The sequence below is a fragment of the Frigoribacterium sp. Leaf415 genome, assembly GCF_001424645.1.
Classification (GTDB): domain Bacteria; phylum Actinomycetota; class Actinomycetes; order Actinomycetales; family Microbacteriaceae; genus Frigoribacterium.
The window spans coordinates 1,342,961-1,360,514 of sequence record NZ_LMQR01000001.1 but is presented as its reverse complement, the minus strand read 5'-3'; the positions used below and the strand labels follow the sequence as shown (position 1 = coordinate 1,360,514).

General features: G+C 72.8%; 15 protein-coding genes. 8 read left to right on the top strand and 7 right to left on the bottom strand.

All coding sequences use genetic code 11. The features are described from left to right. Positions 1 to 66: 66 nt before the first annotated feature. Positions 67 to 588: a DoxX family protein gene (locus ASG28_RS06285; RefSeq protein WP_055973197.1), complete on the bottom strand. Its 522-nt coding sequence runs from the start codon at positions 586 to 588 to the stop codon at positions 67 to 69. Between the two features lie 80 nt (positions 589 to 668). Here ASG28_RS06285 and ASG28_RS06280 point away from each other — a divergent pair, with 80 nt between their 5' ends. Then, complete coding sequence (locus tag ASG28_RS06280; protein ID WP_055973195.1) at positions 669 to 1,700, top strand: alcohol dehydrogenase catalytic domain-containing protein; 1,032 nt, start codon at positions 669 to 671, stop codon at positions 1,698 to 1,700. Positions 1,701 to 1,706: 6 nt separating this feature from the next. Here the strand turns inward: ASG28_RS06280 and ASG28_RS06275 are convergent, their stop codons facing one another. Continuing rightward, complete coding sequence (locus ASG28_RS06275; protein WP_055973193.1) at positions 1,707 to 1,898, bottom strand: hypothetical protein; 192 nt, start codon at positions 1,896 to 1,898, stop codon at positions 1,707 to 1,709. Positions 1,899 to 2,000: 102 nt separating this feature from the next. Between ASG28_RS06275 and ASG28_RS06270 the strand changes: the two genes are divergently transcribed. Next, on the top strand, positions 2,001 to 2,384 hold the full coding sequence (locus ASG28_RS06270) for a cupin domain-containing protein (RefSeq protein ID WP_055973190.1): 384 nt from the start codon (positions 2,001 to 2,003) through the stop codon (positions 2,382 to 2,384). Here ASG28_RS06270 and ASG28_RS06265 read toward each other — a convergent pair whose 3' ends face one another. The 3 genes from ASG28_RS06265 to ASG28_RS06255 are packed head-to-tail and all read right to left on the bottom strand — an operon-like array spanning position 2,385 to position 4,509. Then, positions 2,385 to 2,999, bottom strand: coding sequence for an NAD(P)H-dependent oxidoreductase (locus tag ASG28_RS06265; RefSeq protein ID WP_055973187.1), 615 nt, complete (start codon positions 2,997 to 2,999; stop codon positions 2,385 to 2,387). A 47-nt stretch (positions 3,000 to 3,046) separates the two neighbouring features. Beyond that, entirely contained in the window at positions 3,047 to 3,856 is an 810-nt protein-coding gene (locus tag ASG28_RS06260) for an alpha/beta hydrolase (RefSeq protein WP_055973184.1), read from the bottom strand. Continuing rightward, positions 3,853 to 4,509, bottom strand: coding sequence for a TetR/AcrR family transcriptional regulator (locus ASG28_RS06255; protein ID WP_055973181.1), 657 nt, complete (start codon positions 4,507 to 4,509; stop codon positions 3,853 to 3,855). Before ASG28_RS06255 ends, ASG28_RS06260 begins: the two co-directional genes overlap by 4 nt. A 110-nt stretch (positions 4,510 to 4,619) precedes the next feature. On the opposite strand from ASG28_RS06255, the gene ASG28_RS06250 reads away from it, so the two are divergent. The 4 genes from ASG28_RS06250 to ASG28_RS06235 are packed head-to-tail and all read left to right on the top strand — an operon-like array spanning position 4,620 to position 11,033. Continuing rightward, positions 4,620 to 5,957, top strand: a complete 1,338-nt coding sequence (locus tag ASG28_RS06250; RefSeq protein WP_055977054.1) for an ABC transporter substrate-binding protein — start codon at positions 4,620 to 4,622, stop codon at positions 5,955 to 5,957. Continuing rightward, on the top strand, positions 5,954 to 6,916 hold the full coding sequence (locus tag ASG28_RS06245) for a carbohydrate ABC transporter permease (RefSeq protein ID WP_055973178.1): 963 nt from the start codon (positions 5,954 to 5,956) through the stop codon (positions 6,914 to 6,916). The genes ASG28_RS06250 and ASG28_RS06245 overlap by 4 nt, the downstream gene beginning before the upstream one ends. Continuing rightward, a complete protein-coding gene (locus ASG28_RS06240) occupies positions 6,913 to 7,884 on the top strand; it encodes a carbohydrate ABC transporter permease (protein WP_082454427.1) in 972 nt (323 codons plus the stop codon). Before ASG28_RS06245 ends, ASG28_RS06240 begins: the two co-directional genes overlap by 4 nt. After that, the gene (locus ASG28_RS06235) at positions 7,881 to 11,033 is read left to right on the top strand and encodes a glycoside hydrolase family 2 TIM barrel-domain containing protein (RefSeq protein ID WP_055973173.1); all 3,153 of its coding nucleotides are present in this window, start codon (positions 7,881 to 7,883) and stop codon (positions 11,031 to 11,033) included. The genes ASG28_RS06240 and ASG28_RS06235 overlap by 4 nt, the downstream gene beginning before the upstream one ends. A gap of 170 nt (positions 11,034 to 11,203) precedes the next feature. Here ASG28_RS06235 and ASG28_RS06230 read toward each other — a convergent pair whose 3' ends face one another. Continuing rightward, complete coding sequence (locus ASG28_RS06230) at positions 11,204 to 11,917, bottom strand: class I SAM-dependent methyltransferase (protein ID WP_082454425.1); 714 nt, start codon at positions 11,915 to 11,917, stop codon at positions 11,204 to 11,206. Next, the gene (locus tag ASG28_RS06225) at positions 11,914 to 12,921 is read right to left on the bottom strand and encodes an NAD(P)/FAD-dependent oxidoreductase (protein WP_055973170.1); all 1,008 of its coding nucleotides are present in this window, start codon (positions 12,919 to 12,921) and stop codon (positions 11,914 to 11,916) included. The genes ASG28_RS06230 and ASG28_RS06225 overlap by 4 nt, the downstream gene beginning before the upstream one ends. A gap of 80 nt (positions 12,922 to 13,001) precedes the next feature. On the opposite strand from ASG28_RS06225, the gene ASG28_RS06220 reads away from it, so the two are divergent. Together ASG28_RS06220 and ASG28_RS06215 are read left to right on the top strand one after the other, a co-directional pair. Continuing rightward, positions 13,002 to 13,625 carry a helix-turn-helix domain-containing protein gene (locus ASG28_RS06220; RefSeq protein ID WP_055977047.1) on the top strand — a complete coding sequence of 208 codons (624 nt, stop codon included), beginning with the start codon at positions 13,002 to 13,004 and terminating at the stop codon, positions 13,623 to 13,625. Between the two features lie 359 nt (positions 13,626 to 13,984). After that, a complete protein-coding gene (locus ASG28_RS06215; RefSeq protein ID WP_055973167.1) occupies positions 13,985 to 17,500 on the top strand; it encodes a TM0106 family RecB-like putative nuclease in 3,516 nt (1,171 codons plus the stop codon). Positions 17,501 to 17,554 lie beyond the last annotated feature (54 nt).

The window sequence follows — 17,554 nt, the reverse complement described above, 5'->3', positions numbered from 1 at the left end:
CGGACGGAGGGCGCGACCGCCCGTCACCGGGTGGTCGCGCCCTGGGGACGAGACGAGGAGGGCTGGTCAGCCCGCCGAGGAGTCCGAGCCCGGCTCGGCCGGGGGAGTCGCCCGCTTGCCCAGCTCGACCGCGACGAACGAGGCGGCGACGCCGGCGACGAGGGCGAAGACCGTTCCGCCGGCGCCCCACGACTTCTTGCCGAAGAGTTGGTCGACCGACGGGCCGCCGGGGCCGGAGGCCAGGGCAGCAGCGGCAGCGATCAGGACGGCGTTGTACTCGTAGCCGCCCTCGGTCACCCACGGGCCCTTGGCGAGGTGCACCTTGCGGACGGCGGTGACCATCGTGCCGACGATGCCGGCGGCGGCGAGCGGGGTCGCCGCGCCGAGGGCGAGGGCGGCGCCACCGGCGGTCTCGGTGACGGCGACGAGACGGGCGTTGCGGGCTGCGGGGTGCATTCCCGTGCCGGCCATCATCTGCTCGGTGCCGGCGAGGCCCGGTCCGTCGAAGGCGCCGGTCAGCTTCTGGAGTCCGTGGCCGACGAAGAAACCGCCGACGGTCAGGCGGAGGAGGGTGGATGCGAGGCTCATGCACCGTTCCTACCCGGTGTGGGCCGTCACCGTCCGCGGCGGGGAGCGTCCGGTTCGCCCGCTCGTGTCAGGATCGGGGGATGCGCGCCGTCCAGTACGACCAGTTCGGGTCGATTCCGACCATCGTCGACCTCCCGGCACCCGTGCCGCCGGCTCACGGAGTGGTGGTCCGCGTCGCGGCCACGGGGGTGTGCCGGAGCGACTGGCACGCCTGGAAGGGCCACGACGACTCGGTGCGCCTTCCGCATGTGCCGGGTCACGAGTTCGCGGGCGTGGTGACGGCCGTCGCGGCCGACGTCGCCCGGGTCGTCGTGGGGACCCGCGTGACGGCCCCCTTCGTCTTCGCGTGCGGCACGTGCGACCAATGCCGTGCCGGTGACACCCAGGTGTGTTCCCGTCAGCAGCAGCCCGGCTTCACGCTTCCCGGGTCGTACGCCGAGTCCCTGGTCGTCCCGCACGCCGACGTGAACGTCATCGTCCTGCCGGACGAGGTCGGATTCGTCGAGGCGGCGGCGCTCGGCTGCCGATTCGGTACGGCGTACCACGCGCTGCACGCCCGGGCACGGGTCGAAGCAGGGGAGTGGGTGGCCGTCTTCGGCTGCGGTGGAGTGGGGCTCTCCGCGGTCGCCGTGGCGGTCGCCGCCGGTGCTCGGGTCGTGGCGTCGGACATCTCTCCCGCCGCGCTCGAGCGGGCCACCGCCCTGGGCGCCGAGGTCGTTCCGATGGACGACCTCGCCGTGGACCGGGTGCGAGCCCTCACCGGTGGAGGGGCCGACGTGGCGCTCGACGCGTTCGGCAGCCGGGTGACGTCGGCGGCATCCGTGGCGTCCCTCCGGCCGAGGGGTCGGCACGTCCAGGTGGGCCTGCTGCTCGACGACGAGGCGGCCCCGGTGATCCCGATGGGGCGGGTGATCGCGGACGAGCTCGAACTGCTGGGAAGCCACGGCATCTCGGTCGGCGAGTACGCCGCGATGATCGACGACGTGGTCGCGGGTCGACTGCGTCCGCAGGAGTCCATCGGCCGGACGATCGCCTTCGACGACCTGCCCGACGCCTTGGCCGCCATGGATCGACCGGCGGTCACGGCCGGCATGACGGTGGCCGTGTTCTGACCCGACCTACCTCAGCCGCCGCAGGTTGGTGATGCTCGACCAGATCAGGCAGAGCATGCCGATCAGTGTGAAGTACGAGCTCGCCTGCCCTGGATCGAGGACGATGAGCACCACGGAGCAGGCCGCCAGCGTCAGGGCTACGGACAGGAGTACCGACCAGGTCGTCCGACCGATCGTGGGCGGGGGATTCGACGTCATGCCTGATGTTGTCATCCCTCCTCGACGTCCGCGAGGGGGTCCACGGACACCTCCGGCAGTGGTGCGAGCCGTGACGGCCGGTCGTCCGGGGAGAATGGCCCCATGACTGCTCTCCAGGGAATCGACGTCGCGGCCGAACTCCGACAGGTGACCGACCATTGGACCCCTCGGGTCGTCGGGCAGGTCAACGACCAGTACGTGAAGGTCGCGAAACTGCTCGGCGAACTCGTCTGGCACGCCCACGACGCCGAGGACGAGATGTTCCTCGTCGTCTCGGGCACCCTGCGCATCCAGCTCCCCGACGACCACGAGGTGGTGCTCACCCCGGGCCAGTTCTACGTCGTCCCGCGGGGCGTGCAGCACAACCCCGTCGCCGACGAGGAGGTCGAGATCGTCCTCGTCGAGACCACCACGACGGCCCACACCGGTGACGTCGTCGTCGACCGCACCGTGCCCGTCGACCGCCAGGTCGGCGACTTCCGCTGACTACGCCCCCGAGGAGGCGCGGGGCGCGTTCCCGAGGACGGCGCGAGCCACCGTGTCGACGGCGTCGAGGACGAGGGCGTCCCGGGCTGCGGCGTCGTCCCGTTCGGACTCGTGCAGGACGACCGTCGTGCCGCGCCGCGCGCCGACGTAGTCCACGATCCCGTGCTCGATCTGCGTCCGCATCGCCGCCTCGTAGCCGTGCCGCTCGTACGTGCCGGCCGAGTCGCCGGCCACGGCGAGCAGATGGACGGTCAACCGTCCGAGCAGGCGACGCGTGCCGCCCTCGGGGTCGATCTCGAACGCCCACCCGTCGACGAAGACCCGGTCGATCCAGCCCTTCAGCAGGGCGGGCATCGACCACCAGTAGACCGGGAACACCAGGACGAGGTGCTCGGCCCGATCGATCCGACCCTGTTCGCGCACGACGTCGGCGGGAGCGTCCCCGTGACCCCGGTAGGCCTCACGGTCCGCGGTGCCGAAGCGCGGGTCGAACCCCTCCACCGCCAGATCGGCCACCTCGACCGAGTCATGGGGCAGGGCCTGCTCCAGTCGTTGGGCGAGACCGGCGGTCAGTGACTCGTGATCGGGGTGGGCGGTGACGATGAGCGTGTTCACGGCGCCCAGTCAAGCCGGTCCCGCTGAGCACCCGTCGGCGGGGCGGGCTAGCCGCCGCGGGTCCACTCCGCGACGAGCGAGACGGCGTGGGCGTACGCGGCGAGCCGGGGCCGGTTCAAGAAGGCGTGGCGGGTGCCCGGCAGGACGTGGTGCCGCACGTCGACCCCCGCGTCGGCGAGCTCGGCGGCGAAGAGGTCGCCCGAGGCGCGCATGTTGTCGCGCTCGGCGTTCACCACGAGGGTGCGGGGGAAGTCCGAGAGGCCGTGACCTCCGGGGAAGGCGAGACGGTCGGCCAGGGCGCTCCGAGAGCCGGCGTAGTTGCGGTTCATCGCGTCGAGCGCCCACCTCGCGTGGCTGAGGCCACGGTGACCGCCGGACCGGTGGTGCGCCTCCGCCACCCGGGGGTGTGCGGCGTGGAAGAAGCCGTAGGCGAAGACGGCGCCGATCGGAGGGCGACCGTCGTCGATCGTGCGGAGGGTGGCCGCCGCGGCCAGACACGCCCCCGCACTCGCGCCTCCCACGATCACGCCCTCGGTCGACCGGCCGCCCACCTCGCGGTAGGCCGAGAGCACGTCGTCGAGTGGCAGCGGGTACCGGCCTCGGGACGGCATCAGCCGCCGAGCGGCGGGACCGAGACCCGGGGGAGGCGCGAGACGGTAGTCCACCGTCGCGACCCTCACCCCGCGTGCGGCGAGCGACCGCGCCACGTCGTGCGCCTCCGGCTGGTCGAGCCCTCCGCGGAAGAACCCGCCGCCGTGCAGCCACAGCAGCGTCGGCCCGGGCGAGCCCGTCGACCCCGGCCACGGCTCGTACCAGCGGACGGGCACCGCGGACCCGAGGGGGACGATGCCGCTCACGCCGGGTCGACCGCGTCGCCGGGCAGGATGAGCAGGTCGAGGTGGTCCTGCAACTGCCGCACCACGTCGATGCGCCCCGGGTCGAGCAGCCACTGCAGCTGGATGCCGTCCCACAGGGCCACGAGCCCGGACGCCGCACGGTCGGGGTCGACCCCGGGGCGCAACCGGCCCCGCGCCTCCAGGGCTCGCAGGGCGTCGCCGTACTCGACACGCAGGCGCTCGAAGCGCTCGCGGACGTAGTCGCTGCCGGGGTTGCCGGTCGTGACCGCCTCGCCCGCCAACACCGCGTACAACGCGATGAGCCCGGGCACGGTCTCGTTGTGCCGAGCCTGCCCGAGGACGGTCTCGACGAGACCCCCACAGTCCGGAGGCGCGGCCGAGCGGTCCGAGACCGCGTCGCGTCGCTCGAGCACGGCGAGCAGCAGGGCGCTCTTCGACGGGAAGTAGTGCAGCAGGCTCGTCTGGCTCATGCCGACCACCTCGGCCACGTCACGGAGGGAGCCGCCGACGTAACCCTTCGTCGAGAACACCTCGAAGGCGGCGTCGACGATCGAGGCCCGCCGCTCGGCCGACTTCGCGTACGGGCCGCGACGCGCGGGACGAGCGGAGCCGGACGGGCCCGAGGCGCTCGCGGGAGGGCCGATGGTCGTCATGATCGGCCACTCTACGACCTCCCAGGCACCCCGCAGGTGAAAATCGAACGACCACTCGAATTTGTGTTAGCGTCGCTCACGCCACGGCCCCACGACGAAGTGAGATGAACATGAGCCCGATTTCCCGACGGCAGTTGCTCGGCCTGGGGGTGACCGCCGGCGCCACTGCCATGCTCGCCGGCTGCGCCACACCCGGGACGACCTCCGTGAACTCCCTGCCGACCATCCCCGCGGCCGACGGCCCCGTCAAGCTGCAGTACTGGGCCTGGCTCAAGGGCCTCGACCAGGTCACCGCCCTCTACAACAAGAGCCAGTCTCGCGTGCAGGTCGAGACGGTCTTCATCCCCGGCGGCAACGCGGGCGGCTACCAGAAGTTGTACTCGGCGCTCGCCGCGGGGGCAGGGCCCGACATCGCCCAGGTCGAGCTGCGCTCGCTGCCCGAGTTCCTCCTCGCCAACGGCGTCGTCGACCTCAAGCGCTACGGCGCCGAGCAGTACGCGGACCTCTACGACCCCACGCTGTGGAACCAGGTCAGCTACACCGACGGCATCTACGCGATCCCGCAGGACAGCGGCCCGATGGGCATGTTCTACCAGCCGGCCGTCTTCGACACGGTCGGCGCCGCCGTCCCCACCACGTGGGACGAATGGGCCGCGGTCGGCACCGAGCTGAAGGGGGCCGGCGTGCTGATGGACTCGTTCCCCCTCGCCGACGCCTCGCTCTTCGCCGCGTACGCCACCCAGGCCGGTGCCTCGTGGCTGCGCGCCGAGGACGACGGCTGGGTCATCGACATGACCGACGAGGCGACCCTCACCGTCGCCCGCTTCTTCGACAAGGCGATCGACGACGGCATCGTCACGACCGCCTACGGCGCCTACACGCCGGCCTGGTTCTCGGCCGCCAGCGCGGGCACCATCGCGTCGGTCGCGACCGGCTCGTGGGGCGACGCCCTGATCGAGGGCGTCAGCGGCGCCGAGGGCAAGTGGAAGTGCGCCCCGCTGCCGACCTGGCAGACGGGCTACGCCTCGAGCTTCCTCGGTGGCTCCACCGCGGCGATCCTCGCGAACAGCAAGCACCCGCAAGAGGCGCTCGACTTCGCCGTCTGGATGACCACGACGCCCGAGGGCATCAACGCCCTGATCGAGTTCTGCGGCATCGGCTGGTCGCCGGCCCGCGACGTCGTCGGCTCGCTGCGCGAGCAGCCCAGCCCGTTCTTCAGCGGGCAGAACTACAACCAGGAGGTCTTCGTGCCCGCCACGAAGGAGTCCGCCCAGAACCAGGACTGGAGCTGGTGGCCCATCACCCAGCAGTCCTTCAACATCTTGAGCGACGGCTTCCGTGGCAAGGCGTCGGGCGGCACGCTCGTCGACGCCGTGGCGCAGGCCGAGAAGGACATCATGGCCGTCTTCCAGAACAAGGGCCTCACCATCCGGAAGGCGAACGCATGAGCGCCGCGACCGACACGCGACCCGAGGCCGCGACCGACTCGACCCGCGCCTCCTCGGGTCCTCGCCGCAGCAGCTCTAAGGGCGCCGTCAAGCGGGCGCCCTGGGTGCTGCTCGCGCCGTTCCTGGCGCTCTTCGCGCTGACCTTCGTGATCCCGATCATCATCGCCGTGTTCTCGAGCTTTACCAAGGTCACCCGCAGCGGCCTGTTCGGCGAGGGCGGCGTCACGAGCGGCTTCGCCGGCTTCGACAACTACGCCCAGGTGATCGGCGACCCCAATTTCGTCGCCTCGATCGGCCGCATGTTCCTGTTCGGCATCGTGCAGGTGCCGGTCATGCTGATCCTCTGCACCGTGCTCGCGCTGCTGCTCGAGTCGGCGTCGGCGAAATGGCCGGGCGTGTTCCGTGCCGCGTACTTCCTGCCGTACGGCGTGCCCGGTGTCATCGCGACGATCCTCTGGTCGTTCCTGTACGTGCCCGGTCTCAGCCCGATCATCGACATCGGCGAGGTGTTCGGCGTCACGCCCGACTTCCTCGGCGCGAACACGGTGCTCTGGTCGATCGCGAACATCGTGACCTGGAGCTACACCGGCTACAACATGCTGATCATCATCGCCCAGCTGAAGTCGATCCCGGTCGAGCTGTACGAGGCCGCCAAGGTCGACGGCGCCTCGTCGCTGCGCGTCGCGTTCAGCATCCAGCTGCCGCTGATCCGCCCGGCCCTGCTGCTCACCGCCGTGTTCTCGATCATCGGCACCCTGCAGCTGTTCGCCGAGGCCCAGGTGCTGCAACGCGTCTCGCCGGCGATCGACAGCCAGTACACGCCGAACCTCAGCGCGTACACCACGGCCTTCGCCTACAACGACTACAACGTGGCGGCCGCCCAGTCGGTCCTGATCGCCCTCGTCGCGTTCGCGCTGTCGATCACGTTCCTCAGCATCACGAACAGGAAGCAGAAATGAGCCTCTCGACGAAGGGTGCCGAGCACGCCACCGAGACCGAGTCCATCGTGACGGCGCAGGGTCGCGGCCGCGGCGCCGACAAGCCCGCCCGCCGACGTGCCCGCAGCGCGGGCCCCGACCGCACGGCCGGTCGCTCGAAGGCGTCCACCATCATCGTCACGGCGATCCTGGTCGTCGTCGCGCTGTACTTCCTCGTGCCGGTCTACTGGGTCGTCGTCGCGGCGACCAAGACCACGCCCGACCTGTTCGGCACGTTCGGCTTCTGGTTCGCCCCGACGTTCTCGCTCTGGGACAACCTCGGCCAGGTGCTGACCTACGGCGACGGCATCTTCGTGCGCTGGGTGCTCAACTCGGTGCTCTACGCCGGCGTCGGCGCCCTGATCGCGACGTACTTCGCCGCGGCCGGCGGCTACGCCCTCGCCAAGTACGAGTTCCGCGGCCGCAACGTCGTCTTCGGCACGATCCTCGGCGGCGTGTTGGTGCCCGGCACCGCCACGGCCCTGCCCCTGTTCCTGCTGTTCAGCCAGATGGGCATCGCCAACACCTACTGGAGCGTGCTGCTGCCGTCGCTCGTGTCGCCGTTCGGCCTGTTCCTCTGCCGCATCTACGCGCAGGCCACGGTCGACACCTCGCTGATGGAGGCCGCCCGCCTCGACGGCGCCAGCGAGCTGCGCATCTTCCACACCCTGGGACTGCGCATCCTCACCCCGGCGCTCGTCACGGTGTTCCTGTTCCAGCTCGTGGGCATCTGGAACAACTACTTCCTGCCCCTGGTCATGCTGAGCGACGTCGACAAGTTCCCCGTCACGCTCGGCCTCAACAACTGGCTCAGCCAGACCGACCGCCTGCCCGAGTTCTACCAGCTGACGACCGGCGGCGTGCTGCTGTCGATCATCCCGCTGGTCATCGCCATGGTCGTCCTCCAGCGCTTCTGGCGCGGCGGCCTCACCGAAGGAAGCGTCAAGTGACCCCCAGCACCACCAACGGCACCACTCCCACCGTCTCCGCCGACTACCTCACCGACACCGGCCCCGGGCAGGGCGCCCGCACCCCGGCGCGCTCCTGGCTGCACACCGACGCCCCGACCCTCTCGCTCGACGGCACCTGGTCGTTCCGCCTGCTGCCCGGTGCCCCGGGCACGCTCGGCGGCCGCGGCGCCCTGCCCGAGGGCGAGCCCGTCGACGGCGTCGGCGCGGTCGACCTCGACGACTCGTCCTGGGGCGAGATCGAGGTGCCGTCGCACTGGGTGCTCGGCGGCGACGGTTCGCGCGGCGCCCCGATCTACACCAACGTGCAGTTCCCGTTCCCGACCGAGCCGCCCTTCGTGCCCGACGCGAACCCGACCGGCGACCACCGCCGCAGCTTCGAGTTGCCGTCGACCTTCGACGGAGCCGAGCGCGTGCTGCTGCGCTTCGACGGCGTCGAGTCGCGCTACGTCGTGTGGCTGAACGGCGTCGAGATCGGCATGGGCGTCGGCAGCCGTCTCGCCCAGGAGTTCGACGTCACCGACGCCCTGCACCCGGGCGAGAACGTCATCGCGGTGCGCGTGCACCAGTGGTCGGCGTCGAGCTACGTCGAAGATCAAGACCAGTGGTGGCTGCCCGGCATCTTCCGCAGCGTCACGCTGCAGGCCCGCCCGGTCGGCGGCCTCGACGACGTCTGGCTGCGGACGCCGTTCCACGGCACGGCCGGTCAGGGCGAAGGAGGCGCGGCGATCGTCCCCGAGATCACCGCCGGCGAGGCCGCGTACCCGGTCACGCTCTCGGTGCCCGAGCTCGGCGTCGAGGTCACCTGGGCCACCCCGTCCGACGTCGCGCCGGTCGAGCTGGACGCGGTCGAGCCGTGGAGCGCCGAGACCCCGCGCCTCTACGACGCGACCGTCTCGAGCACGGGCGGCGCCGAGACGATCTCGCTGCGCCTCGGCTTCCGCACCGTCCGCATCGTCGGTGACCGGTTCGAGGTCAACGGCCGCCGCGTCGTCTTCCACGGCGTCAACCGCCACGAGACCCACCCCGACCGCGGCCGCGTCTTCGACGAGGAGTGGTCGCGTCGCGACCTCGCCCAGATGAAGCGGTTCAACGTGAACGCGATCCGCACCTCGCACTACCCGCCGCACCCGCGCCTCCTCGACCTCGCGGACGAGCTGGGCTTCTGGGTCGTCCTCGAGTGCGACCTCGAGACCCACGCCTTCGAACGCCAGGAATGGATCGGCAACCCGAGCGACGACCCGGCCTGGCACGACGCCTACGTCGACCGCATGGTCCGCACCGTCGAGCGCGACAAGAACCACCCCAGCATCGTCATGTGGTCGCTCGGCAACGAGGCGGGCACGGGACACAACCTCGCGGCGATGTCGGCCTGGACGCACGCCCGCGACGGCGGCCGTCCCGTGCACTACGAGGGCGACTACACGGGCGCCTACACCGACGTCTACTCGCGCATGTACTCGTGGATCGACGAGACGCGCGCCATCGGCTCGGGCGACGAGTCCGTCACGCTGCTGGGCTGCACGCCGGCCGAGGCCGCGCGCCAGCGCTCGAAGCCGTTCCTGCTCTGCGAGTACGTCCACGCCATGGGCAACGGTCCCGGGGCGATCGACGAGTACGAAGGCCTCGTGGACGCCTACCCGCGCCTGCACGGCGGCTTCGTCTGGGAGTGGCGCGACCACGGTCTGCGCACGCACACGGCCGACGGCGTCGAGTACTTCGGCTACGGCGGGGACTTCGGCGAGGTCGTCCACGACGGCAACTTCGTCATGGACGGCATGGTGCTGAGCGACGACACCCCGTCGCCCGGCCTGTACGAGTGGGCCCAGGTCGTCGCCCCGATCCGCCTGCGCTTCGAGTCGCCCACGGTCGACGGCGCGCCGGTGCTCGTCGTGTCGAACCTGCGGCACTCGGCCGACGCCTCCGACGTCGTCTTCCGCTGGGTCGCCTCCCACGACGGCGAGGAGGCGCGCTCGGGCACCCTCGACGTGGTCGGCCTCGAGGGCGGCGCCCTGGCCGCCCACGAGACGGTGGTCGTCTCGCTGCCCGAGGTGCCCGTGTCGGGCTCCGGCGAGACCTGGCTCACGGTGACGGCCGAGCTGGCCGACGCCACCGTGTGGGCGGATGCGGGTCACGTGCTCTCGACGCAGCAGCTCGACCTCACGCCGGCACCGGTGCAGGTCGCGACACCCCGCCCCGCGGTCGTGGGCGACGGACGCGACCGCGCGGCCCGCGCCTCCTCGGGGCGCGTCGAGCTCGGCCCGGCCGTGTTCGACGACGGGCGACTGGTCTCGCTGGCCGGACGTCCCGTCGACGGTGCCCGCCTCGAGCTGTGGCGCGCGCCGACCGACAACGACCGCGGCGAGTGGATGACGCCGAAGGACCGCGACCGCGACGTGATGCGCAACCGCCACCGCGTCGATCTGTACGAGGTCGGTGTGCTGCCGAGTTCGCAGGACACCTGGCTGCTCGCCGGGCTCGACCGCCTGACCGCGCGCGTCGAGTCGGTGAGCGTCGCCCCGGGCTCGGTCCGGGTGCGCACCCGCTACGCCGCCGCCGACACGCGCAACGCCGTGACGACCGACGAGCAGTGGACGCTCGTCGGCGACGACCTGTGGCTGTCGGTCGACATCGTGCCCACCGGGTGGTGGGACATGGTCTGGCCGCGCGTGGGCGTGCGCTTCGACCTGCCGGGCGACGTCGACCACGCCTCGTGGTTCGGCACCGGTCCGCGCGAGTCCTACCCCGACAGCCGTCACTCGGCCTTCGTCGGACGCTACGAGTCGGGCATCGACGACCTGTCGGCCGGGTACGCCCGCCCGCAAGAGACGGGGCACCGCAGCGACCTGCGCACGCTCGACCTCGGGCCGGCCGGTCAGCCGTGGTTGCGGGTCGAGGCCGTGCCGAGCGCCACGGGCGAGCGACCAGGTTTCACGCTGAGTCGCCACACGGCCCAGCAGATCGGCGTGGCCGAGCACCCGCACGAGCTGCCCGCGAGCGACCGCACCTACCTGTACCTCGACGCCGCCCAGCACGGCGTCGGGTCGCGGGCGTGCGGTCCGGACGTGGCGTCGCGGCACGTGCTGCGGCCGGGCGCCCACCAGCTGCGCCTGAAGATCAGCGCGCTGTAGCAGGCTGCCGCCGCCGAGAACGGGCGGGTCCGTGTCGGGCGGGCGTCCCAGGACGCCCGTGCCGGACGGACCCGCCCGTTCTCGGTGCCGCGGCGTGCGGCGTGCGGCAGGTGCGGGGTGCGGCGTGCGGCAGGTGCGGGGTACGGCGTGCGGCCGGTGCGGTGACCTGCTCAGCCGTCGCGGCGCGTGGCCCGGACGACCACGTCGGCGACGTGCCACACGTCCCCGTCGGGGCCCGTCATGTCGCGCGGTCGCACCTCGGCGACTTCGACCTGCCACGCGTCGGGGGAGAGCCTGCCGACCACCTCGTCGACGGTGAAGAGCATGCCCGGGTCGCCGTGCTTCTCGGCGCCGAGCGGCAGGGCGTCGGCGTCGTGTCCGACGATCAGCAGGGTGCCGCCCGGCGCCACGCCGTCGGCCAGCGCGGGGAACAGCCGCTCGCGGTCGGCGGGCGGCAGTTGCATGAAGTGCGCCGTGACCAGATCGAAGGAGGCGCGGGTCGGGCTCCACGCCGTCAGATCCGCCTGCTGCCAGGTGAGCTGCCCGGGGTCGACGTCCTCCCGCTCGCGGGCGAGGGCGGCCGCCTTGTCGAGGGCGTTCTGCGAGATGTCGACGCCGGTGACCTGCCAGCCCCGCGCGGCCAGCCAGAGGGCGTCGCCGCCTTCTCCGCTGCCGACGTCGAGGGCCCGGCCGGGGGTCAGGGCCGCGGCCTCGGCGACGAGGGCGGCGTTGGGGCGACCGCTCCAGGCGCGGCCGGGCTGCCCGTAGCGGTCCTCCCAGTAGTCGCGGTCGTAGACGGGATGGCCGTGCCCGTGCTCGTGCTCGTGCCCGTGCGGTTGCGGGTGCTGGTGCTGGTGCTGGCGCTGCTGCTCCGACTCGCTCATGCGTCGATCCTCTCCGCGGTGCGGAGGGCGGCGACGGACGCCGCGACCTCTGCCGTGACCAGGTCCATGTTGATCGCGGCGCCGGCCATCGTGCCCGCCGCGGCCGCCGCGACGACCTGCGCCATCGGCTCGGTGACGTTGCCCGCCACCCACACCCCGGGCACGGCCGACCGGCCGGTGAGCGGTTCGACGGTCGCGACGTGTGTGCCGACGCCGGCGGGGTGCTCGGTCGCCTCGAGTCCGAGGTCGGCCACGAAGTCGGCCCGGGAGCGCACCCGGGCCATGACGGCCAGGGCGCCGACGTCGACCGTGCGACCGTCGACGAGCGTGACCCCGGTCAGCGCGTCGTCCTCGACCCGCACCCGCGCGACCGGGCCGTCGACCACCGTGACGCCACGGGCCCGCAGTTGCTCGGCCTGTTCGTCGTCGGGCGTGAAGGAGTCGTTCGTGAAGAGCACGATGTCGCGGCTCCACTGCCCGAAGAGCAGGGCCTGGTGCATCGCGAACGGGCTCGTGGCCAGCACGCCGATCACGCGGTCCTGCACCTCCCAGCCGTGGCAGTACGGGCAGTGCACGGCGTCGCGCCCCCAGCGCTCGGCGAGGCCGTCGACGGCGGGCAGCTCGTCGACGAGCCCGGAGGTGACGAGGAGGCGCCGGGCACGCACCTCGGACGCGTCACCGCCCGGGCCGGTGACGGTCACGACGAAGGGTGCGTCGGGGTCGTCGTCGCGGCGGACGCCGGTCACGGTGCCCGACGTGAACGCGCCTCCGTACGCGTCGACCTCTGCTCGGCCGAGGCGGGTGAGTTCGCGCGGGGCGACCCCGTCGCGGGTGAGGAACGCGTGGACGCCCTCGGCGGGTGCGTTGCGGGGCCGGTCGTCGTCGACGACGAGCACGGCGCGGCGGGCGCGGACCAGCGAGAGCGCCCCGCTGAGCCCGGCGGCGCCTCCGCCGATCACGACGACGTCGTGGACGGTGTGGACCGGGTGGGTGTTCTGGTTCATGGTGTGACCTCCTGACCCGATCCTGCGACCTCGATCGTCAGTCTGGCAATCTCCGTTGCCGAAGTGGCAAGATGGCGGGCATGAGCCAGCCCACGACCGATCCCGGTGCCGACGCCGCGAGCACCGACGACGTCCTCGCCGCGGTCGGCCCGCGCCTCCGTGCCCTGCGCGCGCGGCGGGGCGTGACCCTCGCCGAGCTGGGGGAGCGCACCGGCATCTCGGTCAGCACCCTGTCCCGACTCGAGTCGGGGCTCCGGCGGCCGACCCTCGAGCAGTTGCTGCCGCTCGCCCGTGAGCACGGGGTGCCGCTCGACGACCTCGTCGGGGCGCCCGAGACCGGCGACCCGCGGGTGCACCTCAAGCCGCGGCAGCAGTACGGCATGACCGTCGTGCCGCTCTCGCGCGGTGGCGGCGCGATCCAGGCCTTCAAGATGGTCATCCCGGCCGACTCGCCCCGTACGGAGCCCGTGCTCCGCACCCACGAGGGCTACGACTGGCTGTACGTGCTGCGCGGACGCATCCGGCTCGTGCTGGGCGACCTCGACCTCGTGCTGCCCGCCGGCGAGGCGGCCGAGTTCGACACGCGCACGCCGCACTGGTTCGGCCGCGCAGACGAGCACGCGGTCGAGGTGCTCAGCCTGTTCGGCCGCCAGGGGGAGCGGCTGCACCTGCGCACCGCGCCGGGTTCGCCGGCGGCTGACTGACGTCGGCGCTGCGGTTGCCGGGCGGGTTCGTCGGAGGCGGGCGTCCACGACGGCCCGTCTCCGCCGAACACGCCCGGTGTCCGGGGCACGGCGCCCGGCTCGCCGGGCGTACCAAACCCGACTCCCGATCCGCCGCGGGGCGTACCAAACCCGACAACGGGTGGCGCCGAGGACGCTTCCGACCGGAGATGAGCGGCGTGTCGGCCGCCGGGTGTCGCGAATTGCACCTCCAGGGCGGACCCGGCGACACGGGGTGGACGCAGAGCAGGCGCCGCCCGGGTGGGGCGTCCCGGGGTGTCGGTGGCGCCTCCTAGGCTCGGGGCGGGCGTCCAGGCCGCGTCCCGACAGAAGGAGTCCGCGTGTACCTCGACGACGACCGGGTGGTCACCAGCCCGTCCGACCTGACGACCTGGGCCGCGTGCGAGTGGTCGTTCCTCCGACGGCTCGACGCGAAGCTCGGCCGGGCCGAAGCCGTCGCCGACGCCTCCGACGACATGCTCGACCGCACGGCCCGGCTCGGCGACGCCCACGAGCTGCGGTACCTCGAGGCGCTGCGGGCGACCCGTGACGTGGTCGAGTTCGAGCGGCCGGCGCCCTCGGGCTACGCGGCGGCCGCCGAGGAGGCGCGGCTCGCCATGGCCTCCGGGGCCGACGTGCTCTTCCAGGCGACGTTCTTCGACGGATCGTTCATCGGCTTCAGCGACTTCGTGGTGCGCACCGAGGCGGGCACGTACGAGGTATACGACACCAAGCTCGCCCGCCACGCCAAGATCCCCGCCCTGCTGCAGGTGGCGGCCTACACCGACCAGATCCGTGCTCTCGGGCTGCCGTCGGCCGACACGGTGCGCCTCGTGCTCGGCGACGGCAGCGAGAGCGTGCACGACGTGGCCGACGTCCTGCCGGTCTACCGCGTCCAGCGGGACCGCTTGCGGGCCGCCCTCGCCGAGCGGCTCGCCGCCGACGGGCCGCTCGCCTGGGGTGACCCGGGCGTCACCGCCTGCGGGCGCTGCACGGCCTGCCAGGCGCAGGTCGACGAGCACCGCGACCTCGTGCTCGTCGCCGGCCTGCGCGGCGAGCAACGCCAGCGACTGCACCTGGCCGGGGTCGCCACGATCGACGACCTCGCCGACTCGAGCGGGCCCGTCGCCGGCATCGGGGCGACGGCCCTCGCCCGGCTGCGGGGGCAGGCCCGGGTGCAGCTCGCCACCGAGCGCGACCACACCGGTGCCCCCGCGGTCGAGGTCGTCGACGCCGACGCCCTGCGGACGATCCCGCGACCCGACGCCGGCGACGTGTTCTTCGACTTCGAGGGCGACCCGCTCTACACCGAGGGCGACGGGCGGGCCTGGGGACTCGACTACCTCTTCGGGCTGATCGAGGCCGACGGCACCTTCCGCGCCTTCTGGGCGCACGACTTCGCGGGCGAGCGGCAGGCGCTGATCGACTTCCTCGAGTACCTCGCCGAGCGCCGCCGACGCTTCCCCGACCTGCACGTGTACCACTACGCCTCGTACGAGCGCAGCCACCTGCTCTCGCTCGCGGCCCGTCACGGCGTCGGCGAGGACGCGGTCGACGACCTGCTGCGCGACGGCGTGCTCGTCGACCTGTACCCGGTCGTGCGGCAGGCGCTGCTCGTCGGGTCGCACAGCTACTCGCTCAAGAAGCTCGAGCCGCTCTACATGGGCGACGACCTGCGGCAGAGCGACGTCAAGACCGCGACAGCGAGCATCACGATGTACGTCGACGCGATCGCCGAGCGCACCACGGGCGACCCCGAGCGCGGCGACCGCATGCTCGAGGAAGTCCGCGACTACAACGAGTACGACTGCCGGTCGACCCTGCGGCTTCGCGACTGGTTGCTCGAGCTCGCCGACCGGCACGGCACCCGGGCCGACGACCCCGACGGCCCGACCGCGCCCGACCCGCTCGAACTCGCCCGGGTGCCGCGCGAACCGAACCCGGTCGCCCTGGGCCTCGCGGCTCACGTGGCCGACGTCGACCCGCTCGAGCGCACCCCCGACCAGACCGCGGTCGCCCTCGCGGCCTCGGCCATCGACTACCACCGCCGCGAGGCCAAGACGTTCTGGCAAGAGCACTTCGACCGGCTGCGCAACCCGGTCGACGACTGGGCGGACACCCGCGACGTGTTCGTCGTCGAGACGGCCTCGGTCGAGCGGGAGTGGCAGAAGCTGCCCCGGGCCCGCAAGCTCAGCCGCGAGGTGCGGCTGCGCGGTCGGCTCGCGCCGGGCAGCCGCCTCACCGAAGGAGGCGCGCCCTACGCGGTCTACGACGCCCCCCTCCCGTCGGGGGTCGCCTCGCTCGGCCCGGGGCTGCGCGGTGCCGTGGGGTCGACCGTGGTCGAGGCCGGCCCGAACGGCGACCGGCACGAGGTCGTCCTGCTCGAACGCGTCTCGGGTGACGACGACCGGCACGACGCGTTGCCGGTCGCGCTCACGCCCGCCGCGCCTCCTCGGGCCACCCCGCAGCCCGAGGCGATCGCCGGATGGGGCGGGCACGTGCTCGACGCCCTTCCCGAGATGCTCCCCGATCCGGCCTTCGACCTGCTGCGGCGGCAGCCTCCGCGCCTCCGGTCGGGCGGCGGGCCCGCGCCCGTGGGCGGGCACGACACCGTCTCGGCCGTCGTCGAGACCCTGCTCGACCTCGACCGGTCCTACCTGGCCGTGCAGGGCCCTCCCGGCACGGGCAAGACCTACGTCGGCTCGCGGGTCATCGCCCGGCTGGTGCGGGAGCACGGCTGGCGCGTCGGCGTCGTAGGGCAGTCGCACGCCGTGGTCGAGAACGTGCTGCGTGCGGCGATCACGGCCGGCGTCGACCCCGAGCGGGTGGGCAAGGTGCCCAAGTCGGGCACGACCGCCGACCAGGCCGACGAGCAGCCCTGGCGCGCCCTGAAGTCCGGCGGCGAGGCCGCGTTCCTCGCCGAGGCCGACGGCGGGGCGGGCGGTGCCGGGGTCGACGGCGGCGGGCAGGCCGTGGGGGCCGTGTTCGGGGCGACCGCCTGGGGGTTCGCCAACGCCGACAAGGTGGCCCGCGCCTCCCTCGACCTGCTGGTCGTCGACGAGGCCGGGCAGTTCTCGCTCGCCTCGACCGTGGCGGCCTCGGTCGCCGCGACGCGGTTGCTGCTGCTCGGCGACCCGCAGCAGCTGCCGCAGGTCAGCCAGGGCAGCCATCCCGAGCCCGTCGACGAGTCGGCCCTCGGCTGGCTGGCCGACGGCCACGACGTGCTGCCCGCCGAGTACGGCTACTTCCTCGCGACCACCTGGCGGATGCACCCGGCGTTGTGCGCCCCGGTCAGCGAGCTGTCCTACGGAGGGGCGCTGACCGCCCACGCGTCCGATCGCCGGCTCGAGGGCGTGACGCCCGGCCTGCACGTCGAGCCCGTGGTGCACGTCGGCAACACGACCTCGTCGGTCGAGGAGGCCCGTGCGGTCGTCGAGATCGTGCGCTCGGTCGTCGGTCTCGACTGGTCGGACGCCGACGGCACCAGACCGCTGACCGCGGCCGACGTGATCGTCGTCGCGCCGTACAACGCCCACGGGGCCGCGCTGCGCGAGCACCTCGACGCGGCCGGGTTCGACGAGACGCCCGTCGGCACGGTCGACCTCTTCCAGGGGCAAGAGGCGGTCGTGGCCGTCGTGTCGCTGGCGGCGTCGAGTGCGGCCGACATCCCGCGCGGGCTCGACTTCCTGTTGATGCCGAACCGGCTGAACGTCGCCCTGTCGCGGGCGAAGTGGGCGGCGTTCCTGGTGCACTCCCCGCTGCTCGCCACGGGGTTGCCCACCTCGATCGCGGGCCTCGGCCTGCTCAGCGGCTTCCTCCGTCTGACCGGCCAGGGCCAGCCGGCCGTCGAGGTCTGACAGGCCCGGCCCGGGCCGGTCCGGGCCGGGCCCGGCCCGAGGGGTTCTGCCGAG